This window comes from Hymenobacter sp. PAMC 26628, from assembly GCF_001562275.1.
In the GTDB taxonomy this organism is placed as follows: Bacteria; Bacteroidota; Bacteroidia; order Cytophagales; family Hymenobacteraceae; genus Hymenobacter.
Genome location: NZ_CP014304.1, coordinates 4,753,282 through 4,770,115 on the forward strand (window position 1 = coordinate 4,753,282; position 16,834 = coordinate 4,770,115).

Annotated in this window: 14 protein-coding genes and 1 pseudogene; 6 read left to right on the forward strand and 9 right to left on the reverse strand. The window is 62.3% G+C overall.

Annotation, left to right across the window (positions count from 1 at the left end; all coding sequences use genetic code 11):
* Positions 1-84: 84 nt before the first annotated feature.
* The 3 genes from AXW84_RS20595 to AXW84_RS20605 form a co-directional block, all read right to left on the reverse strand.
* Entirely contained in the window at positions 85-1,221 is a 1,137-nt protein-coding gene (locus AXW84_RS20595; RefSeq protein ID WP_068237772.1) for a Fic family protein, read from the reverse strand.
* 99 nt (positions 1,222-1,320) lie between these two features.
* A complete protein-coding gene (locus AXW84_RS20600) occupies positions 1,321-3,060 on the reverse strand; it encodes an amino acid permease (RefSeq protein WP_068237775.1) in 1,740 nt (579 codons plus the stop codon).
* An 81-nt stretch (positions 3,061-3,141) separates the two neighbouring features.
* Complete coding sequence (locus AXW84_RS20605) at positions 3,142-3,651, reverse strand: hypothetical protein (protein ID WP_157887164.1); 510 nt, start codon at positions 3,649-3,651, stop codon at positions 3,142-3,144.
* Positions 3,652-3,813: 162 nt separating this feature from the next.
* Between AXW84_RS20605 and AXW84_RS20610 the strand changes: the two genes are divergently transcribed.
* Positions 3,814-4,563: a carboxypeptidase-like regulatory domain-containing protein gene (locus tag AXW84_RS20610; protein ID WP_068237781.1), complete on the forward strand. Its 750-nt coding sequence runs from the start codon at positions 3,814-3,816 to the stop codon at positions 4,561-4,563.
* Positions 4,564-4,614: 51 nt separating this feature from the next.
* A complete protein-coding gene (locus AXW84_RS20615) occupies positions 4,615-5,688 on the forward strand; it encodes a lipocalin family protein (protein ID WP_068237784.1) in 1,074 nt (357 codons plus the stop codon).
* Between the two features lie 102 nt (positions 5,689-5,790).
* Here AXW84_RS20615 and AXW84_RS20620 read toward each other — a convergent pair whose 3' ends face one another.
* The 4 genes from AXW84_RS20620 to dusB all read right to left on the reverse strand — a co-directional run bounded on the left by AXW84_RS20620 (position 5,791) and on the right by dusB (position 10,194).
* A complete protein-coding gene (locus AXW84_RS20620; protein ID WP_068237788.1) occupies positions 5,791-6,450 on the reverse strand; it encodes an LEA type 2 family protein in 660 nt (219 codons plus the stop codon).
* Positions 6,451-6,550: 100 nt separating this feature from the next.
* Positions 6,551-7,606 carry a hypothetical protein gene (locus AXW84_RS20625; protein ID WP_068237791.1) on the reverse strand — a complete coding sequence of 352 codons (1,056 nt, stop codon included), beginning with the start codon at positions 7,604-7,606 and terminating at the stop codon, positions 6,551-6,553.
* A gap of 264 nt (positions 7,607-7,870) precedes the next feature.
* Positions 7,871-9,079: an ATP-binding protein gene (locus AXW84_RS20630; RefSeq protein ID WP_068237794.1), complete on the reverse strand. Its 1,209-nt coding sequence runs from the start codon at positions 9,077-9,079 to the stop codon at positions 7,871-7,873.
* Positions 9,080-9,198: 119 nt separating this feature from the next.
* Complete coding sequence (gene dusB, locus AXW84_RS20635) at positions 9,199-10,194, reverse strand: tRNA dihydrouridine synthase DusB (protein WP_068237797.1); 996 nt, start codon at positions 10,192-10,194, stop codon at positions 9,199-9,201.
* A gap of 193 nt (positions 10,195-10,387) precedes the next feature.
* On the opposite strand from dusB, the gene AXW84_RS20640 reads away from it, so the two are divergent.
* The 4 genes from AXW84_RS20640 to AXW84_RS20655 all read left to right on the forward strand — a co-directional run bounded on the left by AXW84_RS20640 (position 10,388) and on the right by AXW84_RS20655 (position 14,694).
* Positions 10,388-11,371 carry a CPBP family intramembrane glutamic endopeptidase gene (locus AXW84_RS20640; RefSeq protein WP_068237800.1) on the forward strand — a complete coding sequence of 328 codons (984 nt, stop codon included), beginning with the start codon at positions 10,388-10,390 and terminating at the stop codon, positions 11,369-11,371.
* A 39-nt stretch (positions 11,372-11,410) separates the two neighbouring features.
* Positions 11,411-12,376: a phosphatidate cytidylyltransferase gene (locus AXW84_RS20645; RefSeq protein ID WP_068237802.1), complete on the forward strand. Its 966-nt coding sequence runs from the start codon at positions 11,411-11,413 to the stop codon at positions 12,374-12,376.
* 132 nt (positions 12,377-12,508) lie between these two features.
* Complete coding sequence (locus tag AXW84_RS20650; protein ID WP_068237804.1) at positions 12,509-13,792, forward strand: Glu/Leu/Phe/Val family dehydrogenase; 1,284 nt, start codon at positions 12,509-12,511, stop codon at positions 13,790-13,792.
* Positions 13,793-14,031: 239 nt separating this feature from the next.
* A complete protein-coding gene (locus AXW84_RS20655) occupies positions 14,032-14,694 on the forward strand; it encodes a phosphatidylserine decarboxylase family protein (protein ID WP_068237807.1) in 663 nt (220 codons plus the stop codon).
* 115 nt (positions 14,695-14,809) lie between these two features.
* Here the strand turns inward: AXW84_RS20655 and AXW84_RS20660 are convergent.
* Both AXW84_RS20660 and AXW84_RS20665 read right to left on the reverse strand, forming a co-directional pair.
* Positions 14,810-15,139, reverse strand: a pseudogene (locus tag AXW84_RS20660) (GxxExxY protein).
* Positions 15,140-15,352: 213 nt separating this feature from the next.
* Positions 15,353-16,528 carry a glutathionylspermidine synthase family protein gene (locus AXW84_RS20665; protein WP_068237810.1) on the reverse strand — a complete coding sequence of 392 codons (1,176 nt, stop codon included), beginning with the start codon at positions 16,526-16,528 and terminating at the stop codon, positions 15,353-15,355.
* Between the last annotated feature and the right edge of the window lie 306 nt (positions 16,529-16,834).

Genomic DNA, 16,834 nt, shown 5'->3' on the forward strand with positions numbered 1-16,834 from the left:
AAGGTACGCCGGGCGCTGGGGGCACTTTGGGCCGGAAATCGGCGGGGTTGGCTAAGCCACTGACTCTGAAAAGCTGCCGGTTGTTTACTTCTCAAACAAGGCTAAATACTCCGTGAAGACGAATATCCGGTTACGCTTGAAGCCAGTGGCCTCCCGCAGAATGCCCAATCCTTCGAGGTCGGTCAGCAGCTTTTGGGTAGTCGTGGGGGCACCATCCATTGCCTGCACCACGTCGCGGGCATATTGCACCGGGCTCTGATAAAATAGCCGTAGCACCTGCTGCGCCTGCGGAATGCGCCGGCCCAGCGGGTGGATGCGCTCGCCGTCTACCTCCTGCCGCAAGGCTACCACCCGCTTGAGCGTACTGAGCGCTTGCTCGCAGGTAGCGGCCACGGCCACCAGGAAAAAGCGCAACCAGCGGTTCAGGTCATTGTGCGTCCGCACGTGCGTGAGGTTGTCGTAGTAACTGCTCTTATGCTTTTCCAGGAAGTCCGACAGATAGAGTACCGGCTTACGCAGAATACCGTTGCTGACGAGATACAGCGTAATCAGCAGGCGACCCAGCCGGCCATTACCATCCAGAAACGGATGGATGGTTTCGAATTGGTAGTGGGCGATGGCAATTTTGATGAGGTGCGGCACTCGTGCCTCCTTGTTATGCAGAAACGCTTCGAGGTCGCCCATTAAGGCGGGCACGTCGAGGTGGTGCGGGGGCACGAAGGCCGCGTCGCGCAGGGTGGCCCCGCCAACCCAGTTTTGGCTCGTGCGAAACGCGCCGGGAGTCTTGTGCTGCCCGCGCACCCCCTGCATCAGTTGCTGATGGGTATTACGCAGCAGGCGCAGCGACAGCGGCAGGCGGTCCAGCTCGGTGATGGCCCCATTCAACGCATCGATGTAGTTATGCACCTCCTCCCAATCGTCGCGCCGCTCGGGTTGCAGGTCTTCCTTGCGCATCAGCGCCTCGTCCATTGCCGTTTTGGTGCCCTCGATGCGGCTCGACTGCGTTGCCTCCTTCACCACGTGCATCTGAATGAACAAATCGATGCTCGGGGCCAGTTCTGAGTACGTGTTCAGCTCGCCCAACTTTAGGGTGGCCTCTTCCAGCAACACATTTAGTTCCGGGTCGTCCCAGGTAAACGTCTGATTAACAGGGCTCGGCTGGAAACTTTTATAGCCAACTTGCGGCTGCCAAAATCCTGCCCGAAAGCTTTTCAGGTCCATCACACTACCTATTTAATTGAAGTGCGAAGATGGATTATAGAATTCCATAATCCAAGTTTAGGCTGAAACCTGGATTATGGAATTCTATAATCCAGGTTTCTACTCCCCCACTGCCGCCCCGTTCAGCCGCGAGTGCTTGTGGCCGTAGCCGAAGTACACCACCAGCCCGATCAGCAGCCAAGCGAAGAACAGCACCCAATTGCTAATGCCGAGTTGCGTCATCAGGTACAAGTTGATGAGCAGACCCAGGGTGGGCAGCAGCGAGAGGCTTTTCTGGAACGACACCACGGCCAGGCCCCCGCAGAACAGCAGGAACACGAGCATCGGGATTTGGTGGCGGAAGCCCTCGTAGCCCTCGCCGAAGCTGGCCAGGTGGGCGAAGGTGCGCACCTCGGCCTGGTTGTAGCGCCAGAGCAGGGCCCCACCGATGACCAAAACGGTTACCACCAGCCACTTGCCGTTGATGTACGGCACCGTGAAGCGGGCCTCGGAGCGGCCGTAGGGGTCGATGATGAGGATGCCGCCGCAGACGAGCGCGAAGGCAAACAGGGTGCCGATGCTAGTCAGGTCCACCACCAGGTCCATGTTGAGCACCAGGGCCGGCACGCCCACGAAAATACCCGTGACGATGGTGGCAAACGAGGGCGTGTGGAAGCGCGGGTGAATGCGGGTGAATACCTTGGGCAGCAGGCCATCGCGGGCCATGGTGAGCCAGATGCGCGGCTGCCCCAGCTGGAACACCAGCAGCACCGAGGCCATGGCAAACACGGCGCTCACGGCCACCAGGCCCGAGAGGCGCGGCAGGCCCACTTTGGCGAACACGAACGATAAGGGGTCACCCACGCCCAGTTCCTTGTAGCTCACCATACCGGTGAGCACCAGCGTGACGACTACGTAGAGCACCGTGCAAATGATGAGGGCGTACATCATGGCCCGGGGCAGGTCGCGCTGCGGATTTTTGCACTCCTCGGCCGTCGTCGAAATGGCATCGAAGCCGATATAGGCGAAGAACACCGCCGACACGCCCTTGAGCACGCCGCCCACGCCGTGGGGCGCAAACGGGTGCCAGTTGGCCGGCTTGATGTAGAAGGCCCCCACTGCAATGACCACCGCCACCACTATCAACTTCAACACCACCAGTAGGTTGGAGGCGTATTTGCTTTCCTTGATGCCAATGTACACGAGGCAGGTGATGAGCACCGTGATGCCGAAAGCCGGCACATCGGCTACTAGGTGCCAGTCGCCGAACAGCACCGGCGCCGAGTTCCAGATTTTGTAGCCTTCGAGCTGGGCCGGCGTGGCCTGGGCCAGCGGCAAGTGAGCTTCCATGAGGGCCTGCACGGCCGCGTAGCCCTGGTAGGCCCCCTGGGCCCCGGTGCTGAGGTAGGCCGGAATGTGCCAGCCAATGCCGTCCATCAGGCCCGTGAAGTAGTCACTCCACGAGATGGCCACCACGATGTTGCCCACCGCGTACTCCATGATGAGGGCCCAGCCGATGATCCAGGCGGCCAGTTCGCCAAACGAGGCGTAGGCGTAAGTATAAGCCGAGCCGCTGACCGGGATAGTGGCCGCAAATTGGGCGTAGCACAGCGCCGAAAACGCGCAGGCCACCGCCGTAAATACGAACAGCATCGATACAGCGGGGCCCCCGTCGAGGCTGGCCTTGCCGATGGTGCTGAAAATACCGGCCCCGATGATGGCCGCAATGCCGAGCCCGGTAAGGTCGCGCACGGTGAGGTGGCGCTCGAGGCCGCCGCCGGGCCCCTCGTGGTCGGCGGGCGGGTTTTGCAAGATGGCCGCGATGGTTTTGCGGCGAAAAAGAGAATTATCGGAACGCATGAAAGGCAAGCGGGGCGGGTTTGAAGGGCAAAAGATAGGGCCGCTGAGCGGCTTGTAGTCTGCCGGGGGCCCGCCGCTGCCTTAGCGCAGTAGGCTGCTCATCACGCTGCCGCCCACGCTCAGCACCGCCGAACCGCTGCCGATGCGCACCGGCACGCCCACCGACACGGTGCCCATGCCGCCGCCGTAGCCGTTATAATTACCATAAGAATTATTATACGGCCCGTTGCGCAGGGCCAGCGGCGCGAAGCCGGCGTTGGCCGGCAAGGCGCCGCCCTCGGGGCCGTACGGGGCCCCCGCCCCGTAGGCTTGTAGCCGGTAGGGGTCAAACGTGTATTGCACAAAGGGCCGCGGCCGGCCGGTGGCGCTAGCACCCAGCTGGTAGCGCAGGTAGGGCTGCACCCCGTAGCCGTAGGCCGCGGGGGTATTTAGCGGCACGTAGTTGCCCACCGCGTAGGCCCCCGCCAGGAAACGGCCCTTGCTGGGCGCCGCTGGGGCCGGGACTTCCAGCCCCAACCCGCTCGATTGGGCACGGCCCGCCAAGGGCGTGAGTAGCAGCACGAGCGACGCAATGCGGAAAGAAGGAGCCATAACGAGCAGGGGCAAAAGGGTGGGCAACGCCGGTTCAACGCTGCCCAAGGTACAAGGTTTTGTAGGGATGGTTGGGCGGACTGCTGGGCAATTGTTAGGGCCCCGTGTGCAATTAGGGAAGGCCCGGCATCAGGAGAGGAACCACCTCCTATTTCATTGCTTATGGCGGCTCGCCTCACCTCCGTCCACATCCCCACGCCCTGCGCCGAAAGCTGGGCCGCCATGACGCCCCGGGGCCCCGGCCGCCACTGCGCCGCCTGCCAAAATACGGTGGTGGACTTTACCCAAAAAACTGACGCCGAGATTTTGGCCGTGTTGCAGCAAGCGGCCGGCCGCTCCTGCGGCCGGTTCGCGGCGGAGCAGTTGGGCAGGCCCTTGCAGCCCTTGGCCGTGGGGGCCCCCAGCCGCTGGCGCGCCTGGCTAGCGGCGGCCGCGGCGGTGTGGGGCTTGCGCGAAGGTGTGGGGGCCCCGGCAGTGGCACAAGTACCCACGGAGCTACGGCCACTGGGGGCCCCGGCGGCGGCGCAGGTGGCCGGCAGCCAGTTATCAAAGCAGGTGTTGGTGCAAGGCAGGATAACCGATGGCTCCACCCACGAGGGGCTACCGGGCGCTACGGTTTCCGTGCAAGGCACCAACACTTGGTGCTCAACCAAAGCAGACGGCACCTTTCAATTGACGGTGCCGGAAAGCTATGCTAGGCCTGACCGCTTGACTGCGACCGTTTCTTTCGTTGGGTATGAGACGCAGCAAATAACGATTGCGGCCAAAGCTGGGGCCCCCACCCTGGAAATGGCGCTTGCGCTCAGCACCGTATGGTTGGGAGAAGTTAGCCCGGTTTCGCTGCGCAAGCCCTGGCCCTGGCACCCGCGCCGCTTCTATTACTGGCTCGCCCAGCCTTTCCGCCGGGGCTAAACCGATGGCTCCGGCCAAACTTTTCCGCCCCGAAAAGCCTTTTCTCGGGGTATGAGATTTCTGCCTTTTGCCCTGGGTTTGCTGCTGGTTTCCGCGTGTTCCACTTTTAAGCCCGTCCCCACTACCCGCTTCAACCCCACCGCTACTCGCGCCGAGCTGCCCCGCGAGGAAGCCGTGCACCCCAAAAACTCGCTGGAGTGGTGGTACCTCACCGGCCACCTTACCGACGCGGCCACCGGCGAGCAGTTCGGGGTGGAGTACGTGTTTTTTCACTTCAACCTGAAGGACGGCAAGGACGACTACCAGATGGTGAACCTGGCCCTGACCGACCCCCAGGGCCAGCAGTTCCGCTACGACTACAAGCTGGGCAAGCTGCCGCGCCTGCTCACCGACTCGCTGCCCGTGCGCCTGCGCGAGCACAAGGGGCCCCAGGTCTGGAAATTTGATGGCCAGGAGGGCAGCTACCAGCTGCAAGCCGCCCTCACCGGCAAGCGAAACGCCGGCTACGCCCTCGACCTGCGCACCACGCCTGCCAAGGCCGTGATGCTGCACGGCGGCGGCACGGGCTACGAAAACTACGGCGGCGGCATCACGGCCGGCTATTACTCCTACCCGCGCCTGGCCACCACCGGCACCCTCACGGTGGCCGGCAAAACCCACCAGGTAACCGGCGAGCTGTGGTACGACCGGCAGTGGAACTGCACTAGCATCGTGGCCAAGGGCGTGGGCTGGGATTGGCTCAGCATCCAGCTCGACCAGCCCCGCGAGGAGCTGATGCTGAACACGCTGCGCAACTCCGAAACCGGCCAAACCCTCAGCAACGGCACCTTTGGCGGGGCCGACGGCCAGAACCTGCACCTCACCGGGCCCGACTTCACGCTCACGCCCCTCACGTACTGGACCAGCCCAAAATCGAAGAAAAAGTACCCCGCCAAGTGGCGCGTGCAGGTGCCCAGCCAGGGCTACGACCTCACCGTAGAGCCCCTGGTGCCCAACCAGGAGCTGGCCCTGCGCTTCTTCCACGCCTTCACCATGTACTACTGGGAGGGCATGTGCCGCGTCACGGGCACCCACCGCGGCCAGCCCGTCACGGGCAAGGCCTACGTGGAAATCACGAACCGCTGATTTCATTCATCAGTTACCAATTAACATTTAACAGCCGTTCTGCGGGCCCAATTGGCTAACTAAACGGCTGTATAAATGTTAATTGACACCTGATAAGTGGCCTTACGGGCGCGGGGTTTTCAGCGAATTGGGGCGGGTGGCGCGCTCGTTGATCAGTTGGCGAGCCGTCACGTCTTTTTCAACGGTGACGTAGCCGGGGCGCTTGATGGTGGTGCCGAGGATTTTCACGGTGGGGCGGATGGCAATCGTCACGCGGGTGGGTTGGCGGTTGCGGTCAGCGAGACCCAGGGCGAAGTTGCCCACCGATTCGAGGCCGCCATCGGCATTCACGGGCACCGTGGCGATGGCCGTACTGTTGGGTCCCACCTCGATGCGCTGGGTAGTGGCTCCGGTAGCTACCTCGTTGCCGTCGAGCAGTATCTTATAATCCAAGTCGTTGAGGGCCGCCACCTCGTTATTGGGGTTCGCCACTTGCAGGTTCACGCGCATGTTCAGGGGTAGCGAGCCGGTGGCGTAGGCGGCCACAATGCGGGCGCGGTCGCCCCCGCTCAAGTCGGCGGCCGAGCACACGTTGGTCACGTCCACGCCACCGAGCGTGGCCTGCTCGATGGCTTGCAGCATGAACTCGCAGTCCTTGAAGTTTTTACCATCTTCCTTTTGTTGGTTGAGGCCGGCGCAACTGCTGGCGAACAGTGCAGCCCCAAGCAAGGCGGCGGACAGATGGGGCCCCGAGGGCCGGCGCGTGAGCGAAAAAACAGCCATGAAGAAACGGGGGAAAGAGTGGGAAAAATGGCCAGAAGGGAATAAAAGGGCGTAAAAAAACGGCCTCCCCGCACTGGGAAGGCCGTTCAACTACAGGCCGTTACGCGCGGGTTACCAGGCGCTCGTCGGGCGTGGCCTGGCGGCCACCGAAGCCAGCGGCCGCGGCGCCCAGCACCATGCCAATAAAGGCGAAGATGGCCGCCTTCGACAAGCCCGAGGCAGCGGCGTCGCCGGCCTGGCGGGCCTTGAGGGCAGCGGCATCCTTGGCTTCCTTCAGCTTGGCCTGGGCCTGTTTGGCGGTGCTGATCCAGTTGTCCACAATCTGCTCCGACTCGGCGCGGGTCTTACCGGTGCGCTTCATTACTACGTTCACAGCAGCGTCGCGGTCGGCGGCGTTGCCAATGTTTTCGGCTTTCGAAGTCAGGTTATCAATGAGCTGGTCAAAGTTGTCGCCAGCGTCCTGGGGGTTGGCAGCGCTTTGCCCGGCTTCGGCTTTAGCGGTGCGGCCGGCTGCGCGGGCCTGGCCTTCGAGGGCCGCGGGCTGGAGGTCGGCTTTACCGGTTTGGCGCAGCAGCAGGCGGGCTTCGCGCTTCACATCGTTTAGGTCAATGCCCTGCTCTTTCAGTTCGCCCTTAATGGCGTCGCCAGCCCCGGGGGCCACGGCCGCGATGCCGCTGCCGGCGGCGGTGAGGGCCCGGCCGGCCACGCCGCCCACCCCGCTGATGATGCTGCCCACAGCCGTGGTGAGCAGGTAAAACGTGAACAGCGTTACCAGCGCCCAGCTTAGCAGGCCGTGCAGCAGGCCATCGGCGCGGCGCGGGGCCCCGGCCAAGCGGCCGGCCACCAAGCCACCCACGTACAGGGCCACCAAGGTGCTGATACCATACCAGATGACGGCCCCAGTGCCAAGGCCATTCACAGGATTTTGCTCCTGAAGCGGGTCAACGGTGCTCAGGCCGATGCCCGCACCAAGCAGACTTAGGGCCAGTTCCGTGATAAGGGCCAGCAGGGCCCCGGCAAACACGGCCCCCCAGGAAATGCGCCGCTGCGGGGCCGCGTAGGCGGTCGGCGCGGCATAGGCCAGGCTCTCCAGTGTAGTATTGGTTACAGCGGTTGCTGGGCGGTTCGGGTTGTTCGGGTCAAAAGTAGGGTTCATGGGAATGGGGTCAAGGCATTGTAGCCTCTCGAAAAATAAACTTGGTTAAACACAATAAAATCCGGGCCGTATACGGTCCAGTTATTAGTATAGTTATTTTTTCCCGTTGAATGTTCTTATAGCTCGCTCGTCCTCAGTGCTAATCGTTGCACACTGACTAGCTTCTGCACGGGGCGGCTGGGGCCCCAGTTCCCACGCGGTGCCCGGGCAGCCACGGCCGCCGGGCTTCTTCCTCCAGTTTTACCGTTTAGTGCAGGTTATCGCTCATTGGTTCAGCACGATGCGGAACGTGGTGCCGCGGCCCAACTCGCTCCACTTCACGAAGAGCTTGCCCTCGTGGTAGTTTTCGATGATGCGCTTGGCCAGGGCTAGGCCCAGGCCCCAACCGCGGCGCTTGGTGGTGAAGCCGGGCAGGAACACGCTTTCGAGCTTGTTTTTGGGAATGCCCTTGCCCGTGTCAGTGATGTCGACGGCCACTTGGCGGCCGGGCGCGGCGCGGCGGTACCAGCTGCGGCGCACCCGCACGCGGCGCAGGTGCAGCGTGATGGCGCCGCGGCCTTCCATGGCATCCACGGCGTTTTTGCAGATATTTTCCACCACCCAGTCGAACAGCGGCACGTTCACGCGGGCGGGGGTGTCGAGCGGCAGGTCGGTCTCGATGGAGAACTTCACCTTTTTCGACACCCGGCTTTCGAGGTAGGCAATGGCGTTGCGCGTCACTTGCAGCAGGTTTTCGTCGTTGAGCACCGGCACCGAGCCGATGTTGGAAAACCGCTCGGTGATGATTTCCAGCCGCTTGATGTCCTTGCCCAGCTCTTCCACGATGGGCTCGCCGGCAAAGCGCTCCGACTCGCGCAGGTAGCTCTGCCAGCCCACCAAGCTGCTGAGGGGCGTACCCAGCTGGTGGGCCGTTTCCTTGGCCAGGCCCACCCACACGCGGTTTTGCTCCGAGCGCTTCGAGTAGCTGAAGGCGAAGTAGGCCATCACGGCCAACGAGCTGATGACGCCGAGCTGCACCAGCGGGTAGGTGCGCAGCTGGGCCAGCAGGTGCGAGTCGTTATAGTAGATGTAGTCGCGGGCCCCGGCGGCGTACTCCACCACAATGGGCGGGTGGCGCTCCTTCATCAGGGCCAGCTCGTGGCGCAGGCGCGCCACCGAATCGGCCGGCGCCAGGTGGCGCGGAATGTCCACGTTGCGGGCCCCACCGATAACGCCCGACTCGTTGGTAAAGATGATGGGAATCGTCTTGTTGACGTTGATAATCTGCTCCTGCACGAAAATGAGGCCGCTTTCCTCCTCCGAGTTCACGATGTAGCGCTGGGCCTTGGCGTACAGTTCAATCTGCTCCTGCTCGCGCTGGGCCACCTGCCGCACCAAGATGTTGGTGTACACTACGGTGGCCGCCCCGATGAGCAGGGCCCCCACCGCCACCAATATTTTAACGCGGGATTTCTGGTCGTAAATCGGAATCATTCAGGGCCTTAGTTGTCAGTTGTTCGTTGTCGGTTGTCAGCAGCAGTTGCTAACGTAATTCATAGCAAATAACTCATGCTTGCCCCACTGCCTAACAACTGACAACAACCAACCGACAACTAAGCCCCCACCAGTACGGCCTCGCTGCGGGCAATTTCGGCCATGATTTCGTACACCGCCTCGGGCGTTTCGGCGTCCACGAGGCGGGTGCGCCAAGCCTTGGCGCCCTCCAGGCCGCGGAAGTAGTGGGCGTAGTGGCGGCGCATCTCGAAGATGCCCACCCGGGGCCCCTTCCACTCCACGCTGCGGTCGAAGTGCATCTGGCACATAGCCACCCGCTCTTCCAGCGTGGGCGGGGCCAGCAGGGCCCCGGTGGCCACGTAGTGCTTGATTTCGCGAAAAATCCAGGGGTAGCCGATGCTGGCGCGGCCCACCATCACGCCGTCCACGCCGTAGCGGTTTTTGTACTCCAGCGCCTTTTCGGGCGTCGTAATGTCGCCGTTGCCAAAGATGGGGATGTGGATGCGCGGGTTGTCCTTGATTTTGGCAATCAGCCGCCAATCGGCCTCGCCCTTATAGAGTTGCACCCGCGTGCGGCCGTGCACGGTGAGGGCTGCAATGCCGATGTCTTGCAGGCGCTCGGCCACGTCCTCCACGTTTTTGGTGCCTTCGTCCCAGCCCAGGCGGGTCTTCACCGTCACGGGCAGGTGCGTGTTGCGGATGACGGCGGCCGTCATTTCCACCATCTTCGGCACGTCGCGCAGCAGGGCCGCGCCGGCGCCGCGGCAGGCCACCTGCTTCACTGGGCAGCCGTAGTTGATGTCAATGAGGTCGGGGCCCGCCTCGGTGCTGATGGCGGCGCACTCGCCCATCGTTTCCACGTCGGAGCCGAAGAGCTGGATGCCGATGGGCCGCTCGTAATCAAACACATCCAGCTTCTTGCGGCTCTTGGCCGCCGCCCGGATGAGGCCCTCCGAGGAGATGAACTCGGTGTACATCAGGTCGGCCCCGTTGGCCTTGCACACGGCGCGGAAGGGCGGGTCGCTCACGTCCTCCATCGGGGCGAGCAGGAGCGGGAAGTCGGGAAGCTGGATATTGGGACCTATGTTGACCACGGGAAATAGCGGGATTTTTGAACGTTATGCTGAGCGCAGCCGAAGCATCTCTCCCGCTTCGCTGCGCCGATTGGGCTGCTTGCGCGGTAGAGATGCTTCGACAGGCTCAGCATGACGTCCTTGTTGGCTTGCGTTAATCAAGCCTAAATTAAATCTGGGGTAAATTTACGACCTCCCGAACTTGCCCGCCGCCATGAAAGGTTTCCCTGCCCACCCCATGCACCCGCTTTTGCAAATTTTGGTGCTGGTGGGCCTGGCCTTTGCCGGCCTGTGCCTGGGCAGTTTTGGGGCCCTATTGCTCATCACGCAGGTGTACGGTTACTCGCTGGCCGCCTTTGGGCAAATTAGCGCCAACCCCGCCGGCCATCCCCACGGCTGGGCCGCGCTGATGCTTTTGCAGGGCTTTTCGCTGGCCGGGCTGGGGGCCGGGGCCGCGCTCATGCCCGCCGTAGTGGGCGCGCCGTGGGCGGGTTACTTCGCCCCGCGCCGCCTGGGCAGCGCGGGCTGGCCGCTGGCCGCGGGAGCCCTCATTTTGGTGCTTATTCCCCTCATGTCGGTGCTGGTGGCGTGGAACGCGGACGTGCACTTCCCCACGGTTCTGCACGGCTTTGAGGTGTGGGCCCGTGCCAGCGAAGACCAAGCCGGGGCCCTCACCAAGTTCCTGACGCAGTTCAGCAGCGCGGGGCGGCTGGTGGTGGGCGTGGTCGTCATCGCCGTGGTACCGGCCGTGGCCGAGGAGCTGGTATTCCGGGGCGTCATCCAGCAGAACCTGGTGCGCTGGTTCGGGTCGCGGCACGCGGGCGTGTGGATAGCGGCGGCCATTTTCAGCGCCATCCACTTCCAGTTTTTCGGGTTTGTGCCGCGCTTTGTGCTGGGGCTCATCTTGGGCTACTTATACGAGTGGAGCGGCAACATCCTGGTGCCCATGGCCGCGCACTTCACCAACAACGCCTTCCAGTTGGTGCTGCTGTACCTGGTGCAGCGCGGGGCCTTCGGCTGGAACACGGCCTTCGACCCCGACAGCACCGCGGCGCTGCCCTGGCCGCTGGCCCTGGCTTCGGCCGCGCTGGCGGGCGGGCTGCTCTGGGGCCTGCGCCAACGCATGGGGGCCCCGCGCCAGATGCGCACCGTCAGCCGCCAGGGCGTAGCGGTGGGCCCCGGCCAACCCATGCAGTAATTTGGCGTCCTTTCCCTTGCCCTTCTTTCACTCCTGCTTTTGAACCCCGACCTGCCCCCCGCCGACGCCCCCGCCAAGCGCGTCCCCAGCAACTTGCGCCTGCGCGTCATCTGGGGCACCGTGGCGGCGGCGCTGCTCATCGGCTGCACCTACGGGGGCCCCATCTCGTTCGGGCTGTTTTTCGCCGCCGTGCAGGCCGTAATGCTCAAGGAGTTCTACCGCATCATGCGGGCGGGTGGGTACCGGCCGGCCAAGTGGATTGGCATGGTGGCGGGGACGGTCATTTTCGGTTGCGTTTACTTTATTACATCTGACCTCTTCGGTTTATTAGCTGGTGGCACAACCGCATATCCGCCACTTGACCCTGCTGCATCAACTAAGGGTTCGTTAGAATTAATTCGCTTTTTAAGCGCTGACTCTATCGTTTACTTAGCCTTCATATTTGGAGCGCTGCTAACGCCCGTGTTGATTGTTTGGGAAATAATTCGTTGGCCCAATAATGGGCAGCCGTTTACTAATATAGCCACAACTTTAGCCGGACTACTCTATATCAGTTTGCCGATGGCGCTCCTCAATGCCGTTGCGTTTGACAAGTACAAAAATTACGACCCCCGCCACGTTTTCTGCCTCATCGTCCTCGTGTGGGCGGCCGATACCGGGGCGTACATCGCGGGCAAAAACTTTGGCAAGCACAAGCTGGCGCCCGGCATTTCGCCGGGCAAAACGTGGGAGGGCTGGGCCGGCGGGGCCCTGCTGGCATTGGTTACCGGCTGGGCGTTTGGGCAGTTCGTGCCCGACATTCCGCTCACGCACCGGCTGGTGGCGGCGGGCGTGGTGGCGGTGTTTGGGCCCCTGGGCGACCTGGCCGAGTCGATGCTCAAGCGCAGCGCGGGGGTGAAGGATTCGGGCACGTTCCTGCCCGGCCACGGCGGCCTGCTCGACCGCTTCGACGCATTCCTGCTGGTGCTGCCGGTGCTGGTGCTGCTGCAACTATTGGCGGGGTAATTGCGGAGCGGCGGCGGGACAATACGGCACTAACAATCGTTCGTATATGGTGCGCAATCAATACCTTTGCGCCGCCAAAACGTATTCTTCCCATCCCACCCGACAACCCCTCATTAACCCCTATTATCAATCATGGCCGCTACCGTTTATAAAGAACCCGCACCCCTCATCGACCGCGAAAACCCGCTGGAATCGATGATGTCCCGCTTCAACGTCGCCGCCGAAATCCTCGGTTTGGACGAAGAAACCTACAACGTCCTCAAAACCCCGGACAAGCAGGTCATCGTGCACATCCCCGTGACGATGGACAACGGCAAGGTGCGCGTGTTCGAGGGCTACCGCGTGATTCACAACACCATCCTGGGCCCCAGTAAGGGCGGCATCCGGTACGACAAGAATGTGTACCTCGACGAGGTGAAGGCCTTGGCGGCCTGGATGACCTGGAAGTGCGCCGTGGTGGACATTCCTTACGGCGGCGCCAAGGGCGGCATCATCTGCGACCCGACCACGATGAGCGCCGGCGAAATTGAGCGCATGACCCGTGCCTACACGCTGGCCCTCAAGGACGTATTCGGCCCCGACCGCGACATTCCGGCCCCCGACATGGGCACGGGCCCCCGCGAAATGGCGTGGCTGATGGACGAGTTCTCGAAAACCGTGGGCATGACGTCTTCGGCCGTTGTGACGGGCAAGCCCCTGGTGATGGGCGGCTCGCTGGGCCGCACCGAGGCCACCGGCCGCGGCGTGATGGTGTCGTGCCTGGCCGCAATGGTCAAGCTGGACATGGCCATTGAGAACACCTCGGTGGCCATTCAGGGCTTCGGCAACGTGGGCTCCTGGACGGCCAAGCTGATGTTTGACAAAGGGCTGAAGATAAAGGCCGTATCCGATATATCGGGGGCTTACTGGAATGCCGACGGTATCAACATCGACGAGGCCATTGCCTACAAAAACGCCCACGGCGGCCGCCTCGAAGGCTTCACCGGGGCCGTGCCCATGGACCCCGACGAGTTGCTGACCTCGCCCGTAGACGTGCTGGTGCCCGCCGCCGTGGAGGACGTTATTACGGAGCACAACGCCGGCCAAATCCAGGCCAAGCTAATCGTGGAGGGCGCCAACGGCCCCACCTCGGCCTCGGCCGATCCCATCATTTACGAAAAAGGCATTTCGGTGGTGCCCGACATCCTGGCCAACTCGGGCGGCGTGACGGTGAGCTACTTCGAGTGGGTGCAGAACAAGCAGGGCTTCAAGTGGACCGAGGAGATGGTGACCGAGCGCGCCGACCGCATCATGACCGACGCCTTCGAGAAAGTGTACCAAACCAGCCTGAAATACAACATTTCGCTGCGCATCGCGGCTTATGTGGTGGCCATCGACAAGGTCGCCCAGACTTACAAGTTCCGCGGCGGCTTCTAGGCCGGAGCGTCCGCCGCTCCGCCGCATTGCACTGATCTTAGGGGCCCCAGGGCCATTAAGTTCGGCCGCGTTTCCCCAGCAGAAACGGCACGGGCCCCTGGCCCGTGCCGTTTCTGCATTTGGCCGTAATTTTCGGGCCGTGCAACCTAGTTTCCCCTGGTTACCGTTAAGCCTGTTATACTCTACAACCTTGATTTTGCACGCTGCGAAATCCGCATATCCTGCAAAATCTGCGCTTTATGAAAGTACACAAAGAAGGCCGCCGCATCCTGTTCGTAACTGTTTTGGTGCTGCTGGCCCTGAACCTGGCCCTCTACCAGTTCAACCGGGGGGCGGTGCTCTTCAACCGCATTTTTGCTGGAGTTTCGGTCGTAGCGTTTTTGGCGCTGCTCCAGTTTTTCCGCAGCCCGTTCCGCCACCTTTTCACCCACGAAGACCTGTTGCTGGCCCCGGCCGACGGCAAAGTAGTAGTAATTGAGGACGTGTACGAGCCCGAGTATTTCGACGATATGCGCAAGCAAATCAGCGTGTTCATGTCGCCCATCAACGTGCACGTGACCCGCAACCCGATTTCGGGCATGGTGAAGTACTTCAAGTACCACCCCGGCAACTACCTGGTGGCCTGGCACCCCAAAAGCAGCACCCAAAACGAGCGCACCACCGTGGTAGTGGAAAGCGACGCGGGGCCCCTCGTGCTCTTCCGCCAGATTGCCGGGGCCATGGCCCGCCGCATTGTGTGGTACGTGAACGAGGGCGACGAGGTGAACCAGGGCGAGGAGTTCGGCTTCATCAAGTTTGGCTCACGGGTCGATTTGTTCGTACCCATCGACGCCGATGTGAAGGTGGAGTTGGGCCAGAAAGTGAAAGGCGGCGAAACCGTAATTTGCCAACTGAAGGTCTGAACCGCAGATTAAGTGGATTTAACGGATAAGAACGGATTCCTTGGGGGTCGTTTTTATCCGTTTTTTGCTTTTGGGGCCGGGGCCCAGGGTGCTTTGGTTTGGGGTTAGGCACTGATTAGTACACTGGGTGCGTTTTCACGAAGCGCTTGTATTGGAGGGAGGGTGCCCCGAAGTTGATGAGCAGGCCGATAGGCAGGCGGTCGGCTTCCAAGTAGTTGATGATTTGGGCGTGGTGGGTGGGCGTGAGCTCGTGCAGGGCTTTCAACTCCAGCAAGACCGTGTCTTCGATCAGGAAATCGACGCGACGCGAACCAACTTCTTGTTGCCGGTAGTAAATCGGCATTTCCAGCTCGCGCTGGGCATTAATGCTGCATTACGCCAACTCCACGGCCAGCGCCCGCTGATAAACAACCTCTTGGAAACCCGTACCCAACACGCGATGCACCGCATTGCGCAACCAATCACCTTACCCGTCAACTCCTTATAGGACACTAAATCAACAGTAACCTTTTCCATAAAAAACCTTTTCCATAAAAACGATAAACCAAAAATATAGAATAAACCAGCTAAAACACAAGGTGAGAGAATAGCCCAAGGAAGCCCCAATTAGGGCCCCAACGAATCCGTTCTTATCCGTTAAATCCACTTAATCTGCGGTTCAGAACAAAACGTGCGGCACAAATTCCGACAGGTTCGTAATCAGCCCAGCGTCGCGCCGGAAGCCGATGGCGCACGCCTCGCCGGCCCAGAACACGCCGGCCTGGTAGCGGCGGCCCGGGGCATCGGTGGGCAGCTCGGCCCAGCGCTGGTAGAGCGTGGGTTGGTCGCCGAACTCGCCGGGTACTTCGGCGGCGGGTTGGCCGTCGGGGCCCACTTCGGCCACGTTCTGGCCCTCGCGGCCCAGCAGCGGCTTGCGCACGTGGTGGCCGGGCAGGGGCCCCAGGCTGGCTTCGAGCAGCAGCGGGTGGTGCGGGAATACCTCCCAGAGGCGGGCCAGCAGGGCCTTGCTTTGGAACAGCAGGGCGTAGGCGGGGTTGGCGATGACCACGTCGCGGGTGAGCAGCAGGTGGGTGAGGTCGGTGGTGAGGGCCGGCTCCTCGTCGGCCAGGATTTCCCAGGGCACGAGTTTGAACAGGAAATCGAACCGCTGCCACTGCCCGGGCACGGTTTCGGCCCACACGCCGCGGTCGGCCCCGTCTACTGATACGCGCATATCGTCCACCGGGCACACGTAGGTGTCGGCGAAGCCGGCGGTGCGGGCGGCCTCGGCCAGCACACCGCAGTTGGCTTCGTCCTCGGCGCTGCCGGGCAGGTGCACGAGTAGCAGGGTGGCCTGGCGGTCGTTGTTGAGGGCGCGCCAGTGGCGGAACTGGTCTTCGAGGCCCTCGAAGAGGCCATTGGCCTGGCGGTCGTCGCCCGACTGCCCGGCGGCTACCAGGCTGGCCCACTGCACCACGGCGGCTTCGGGCAGGCCGGTGGCGGTGTCGGCGTTGAACTCCAGCAGCTTGGGGCCCTCGGCGGTGAGGGCCAGGTCGAAGCGGCCGTAGAGGTGCCAGTGGCGCTCGTCGTTCCAGGAGTGGCGCACGGCCTCCCAGAGGTTGGGCGCGATGGCCAGCTGCTGCAAAAACGCGTCCGGGATGGGATCGGGAATGGCGGCCACCAGCATGTCGTAGAGCGTGTCGGCAGCCTGGAGCAGTGTTTCGGCGTCGGCCTCGGCGAGCTGCACAGCTTCGCGGGCCACGTAGTGCTGGCAGGCGTCTTCCAGGGCCCAGTCCCAGCCCAGGGCGCGCACGGCGGGCGAGACGTCGCCGGTGAGGGGTAGCAAGTTTACCATTTTTGGTTGGCGTGTAGATAAGGCAAAAACGAACAAAGAAGAACGTCATGCAGAGCGCAGCGAAGCATCTTTCCCGCGTAACTAGAGCGGTTTCGGAGTCAGTGTCCAGGGCCTTGTAAAAACGGAGTGGCACTCCGTTGCTAGGCGGACGTTAAACAGGGTGCCGCTCCGTTCTACAACTACCCAGTCGCTAACTGTACGCTGATTCCGAAGCCGCTCTAGTTACGCGGGAGAGATGCTTCGCTACGCTCTGCATGACGTTCTTTTAGCTCTGCATGACGTTCTTTTAATTAACTCAATTGCATC

What these genes read in the sequence shown, in the direction of transcription:
- AXW84_RS20650 (WP_068237804.1), top strand. Translation starts at nt 12,509, where the DNA reads ATGGCCGCTACCGTTTATAAAGAACCCGCACCCCTCATCGACCGCGAA.
- AXW84_RS20655 (WP_068237807.1), top strand. Translation starts at nt 14,032, where the DNA reads ATGAAAGTACACAAAGAAGGCCGCCGCATCCTGTTCGTAACTGTTTTG.
- AXW84_RS20620 (WP_068237788.1), bottom strand. Translation starts at nt 6,450, where the DNA reads ATGGCTGTTTTTTCGCTCACGCGCCGGCCCTCGGGGCCCCATCTGTCC.
- AXW84_RS20600 (WP_068237775.1), bottom strand. Translation starts at nt 3,060, where the DNA reads ATGCGTTCCGATAATTCTCTTTTTCGCCGCAAAACCATCGCGGCCATC.
- AXW84_RS20630 (WP_068237794.1), bottom strand. Translation starts at nt 9,079, where the DNA reads ATGATTCCGATTTACGACCAGAAATCCCGCGTTAAAATATTGGTGGCG.
- AXW84_RS20665 (WP_068237810.1), bottom strand. Translation starts at nt 16,528, where the DNA reads ATGGTAAACTTGCTACCCCTCACCGGCGACGTCTCGCCCGCCGTGCGC.
- AXW84_RS20610 (WP_068237781.1), top strand. Translation starts at nt 3,814, where the DNA reads ATGGCGGCTCGCCTCACCTCCGTCCACATCCCCACGCCCTGCGCCGAA.
- AXW84_RS20625 (WP_068237791.1), bottom strand. Translation starts at nt 7,606, where the DNA reads ATGAACCCTACTTTTGACCCGAACAACCCGAACCGCCCAGCAACCGCT.
- AXW84_RS20640 (WP_068237800.1), top strand. Translation starts at nt 10,388, where the DNA reads ATGAAAGGTTTCCCTGCCCACCCCATGCACCCGCTTTTGCAAATTTTG.
- AXW84_RS20595 (WP_068237772.1), bottom strand. Translation starts at nt 1,221, where the DNA reads ATGGACCTGAAAAGCTTTCGGGCAGGATTTTGGCAGCCGCAAGTTGGC.
- AXW84_RS20605 (WP_157887164.1), bottom strand. Translation starts at nt 3,651, where the DNA reads ATGGCTCCTTCTTTCCGCATTGCGTCGCTCGTGCTGCTACTCACGCCC.
- AXW84_RS20615 (WP_068237784.1), top strand. Translation starts at nt 4,615, where the DNA reads ATGAGATTTCTGCCTTTTGCCCTGGGTTTGCTGCTGGTTTCCGCGTGT.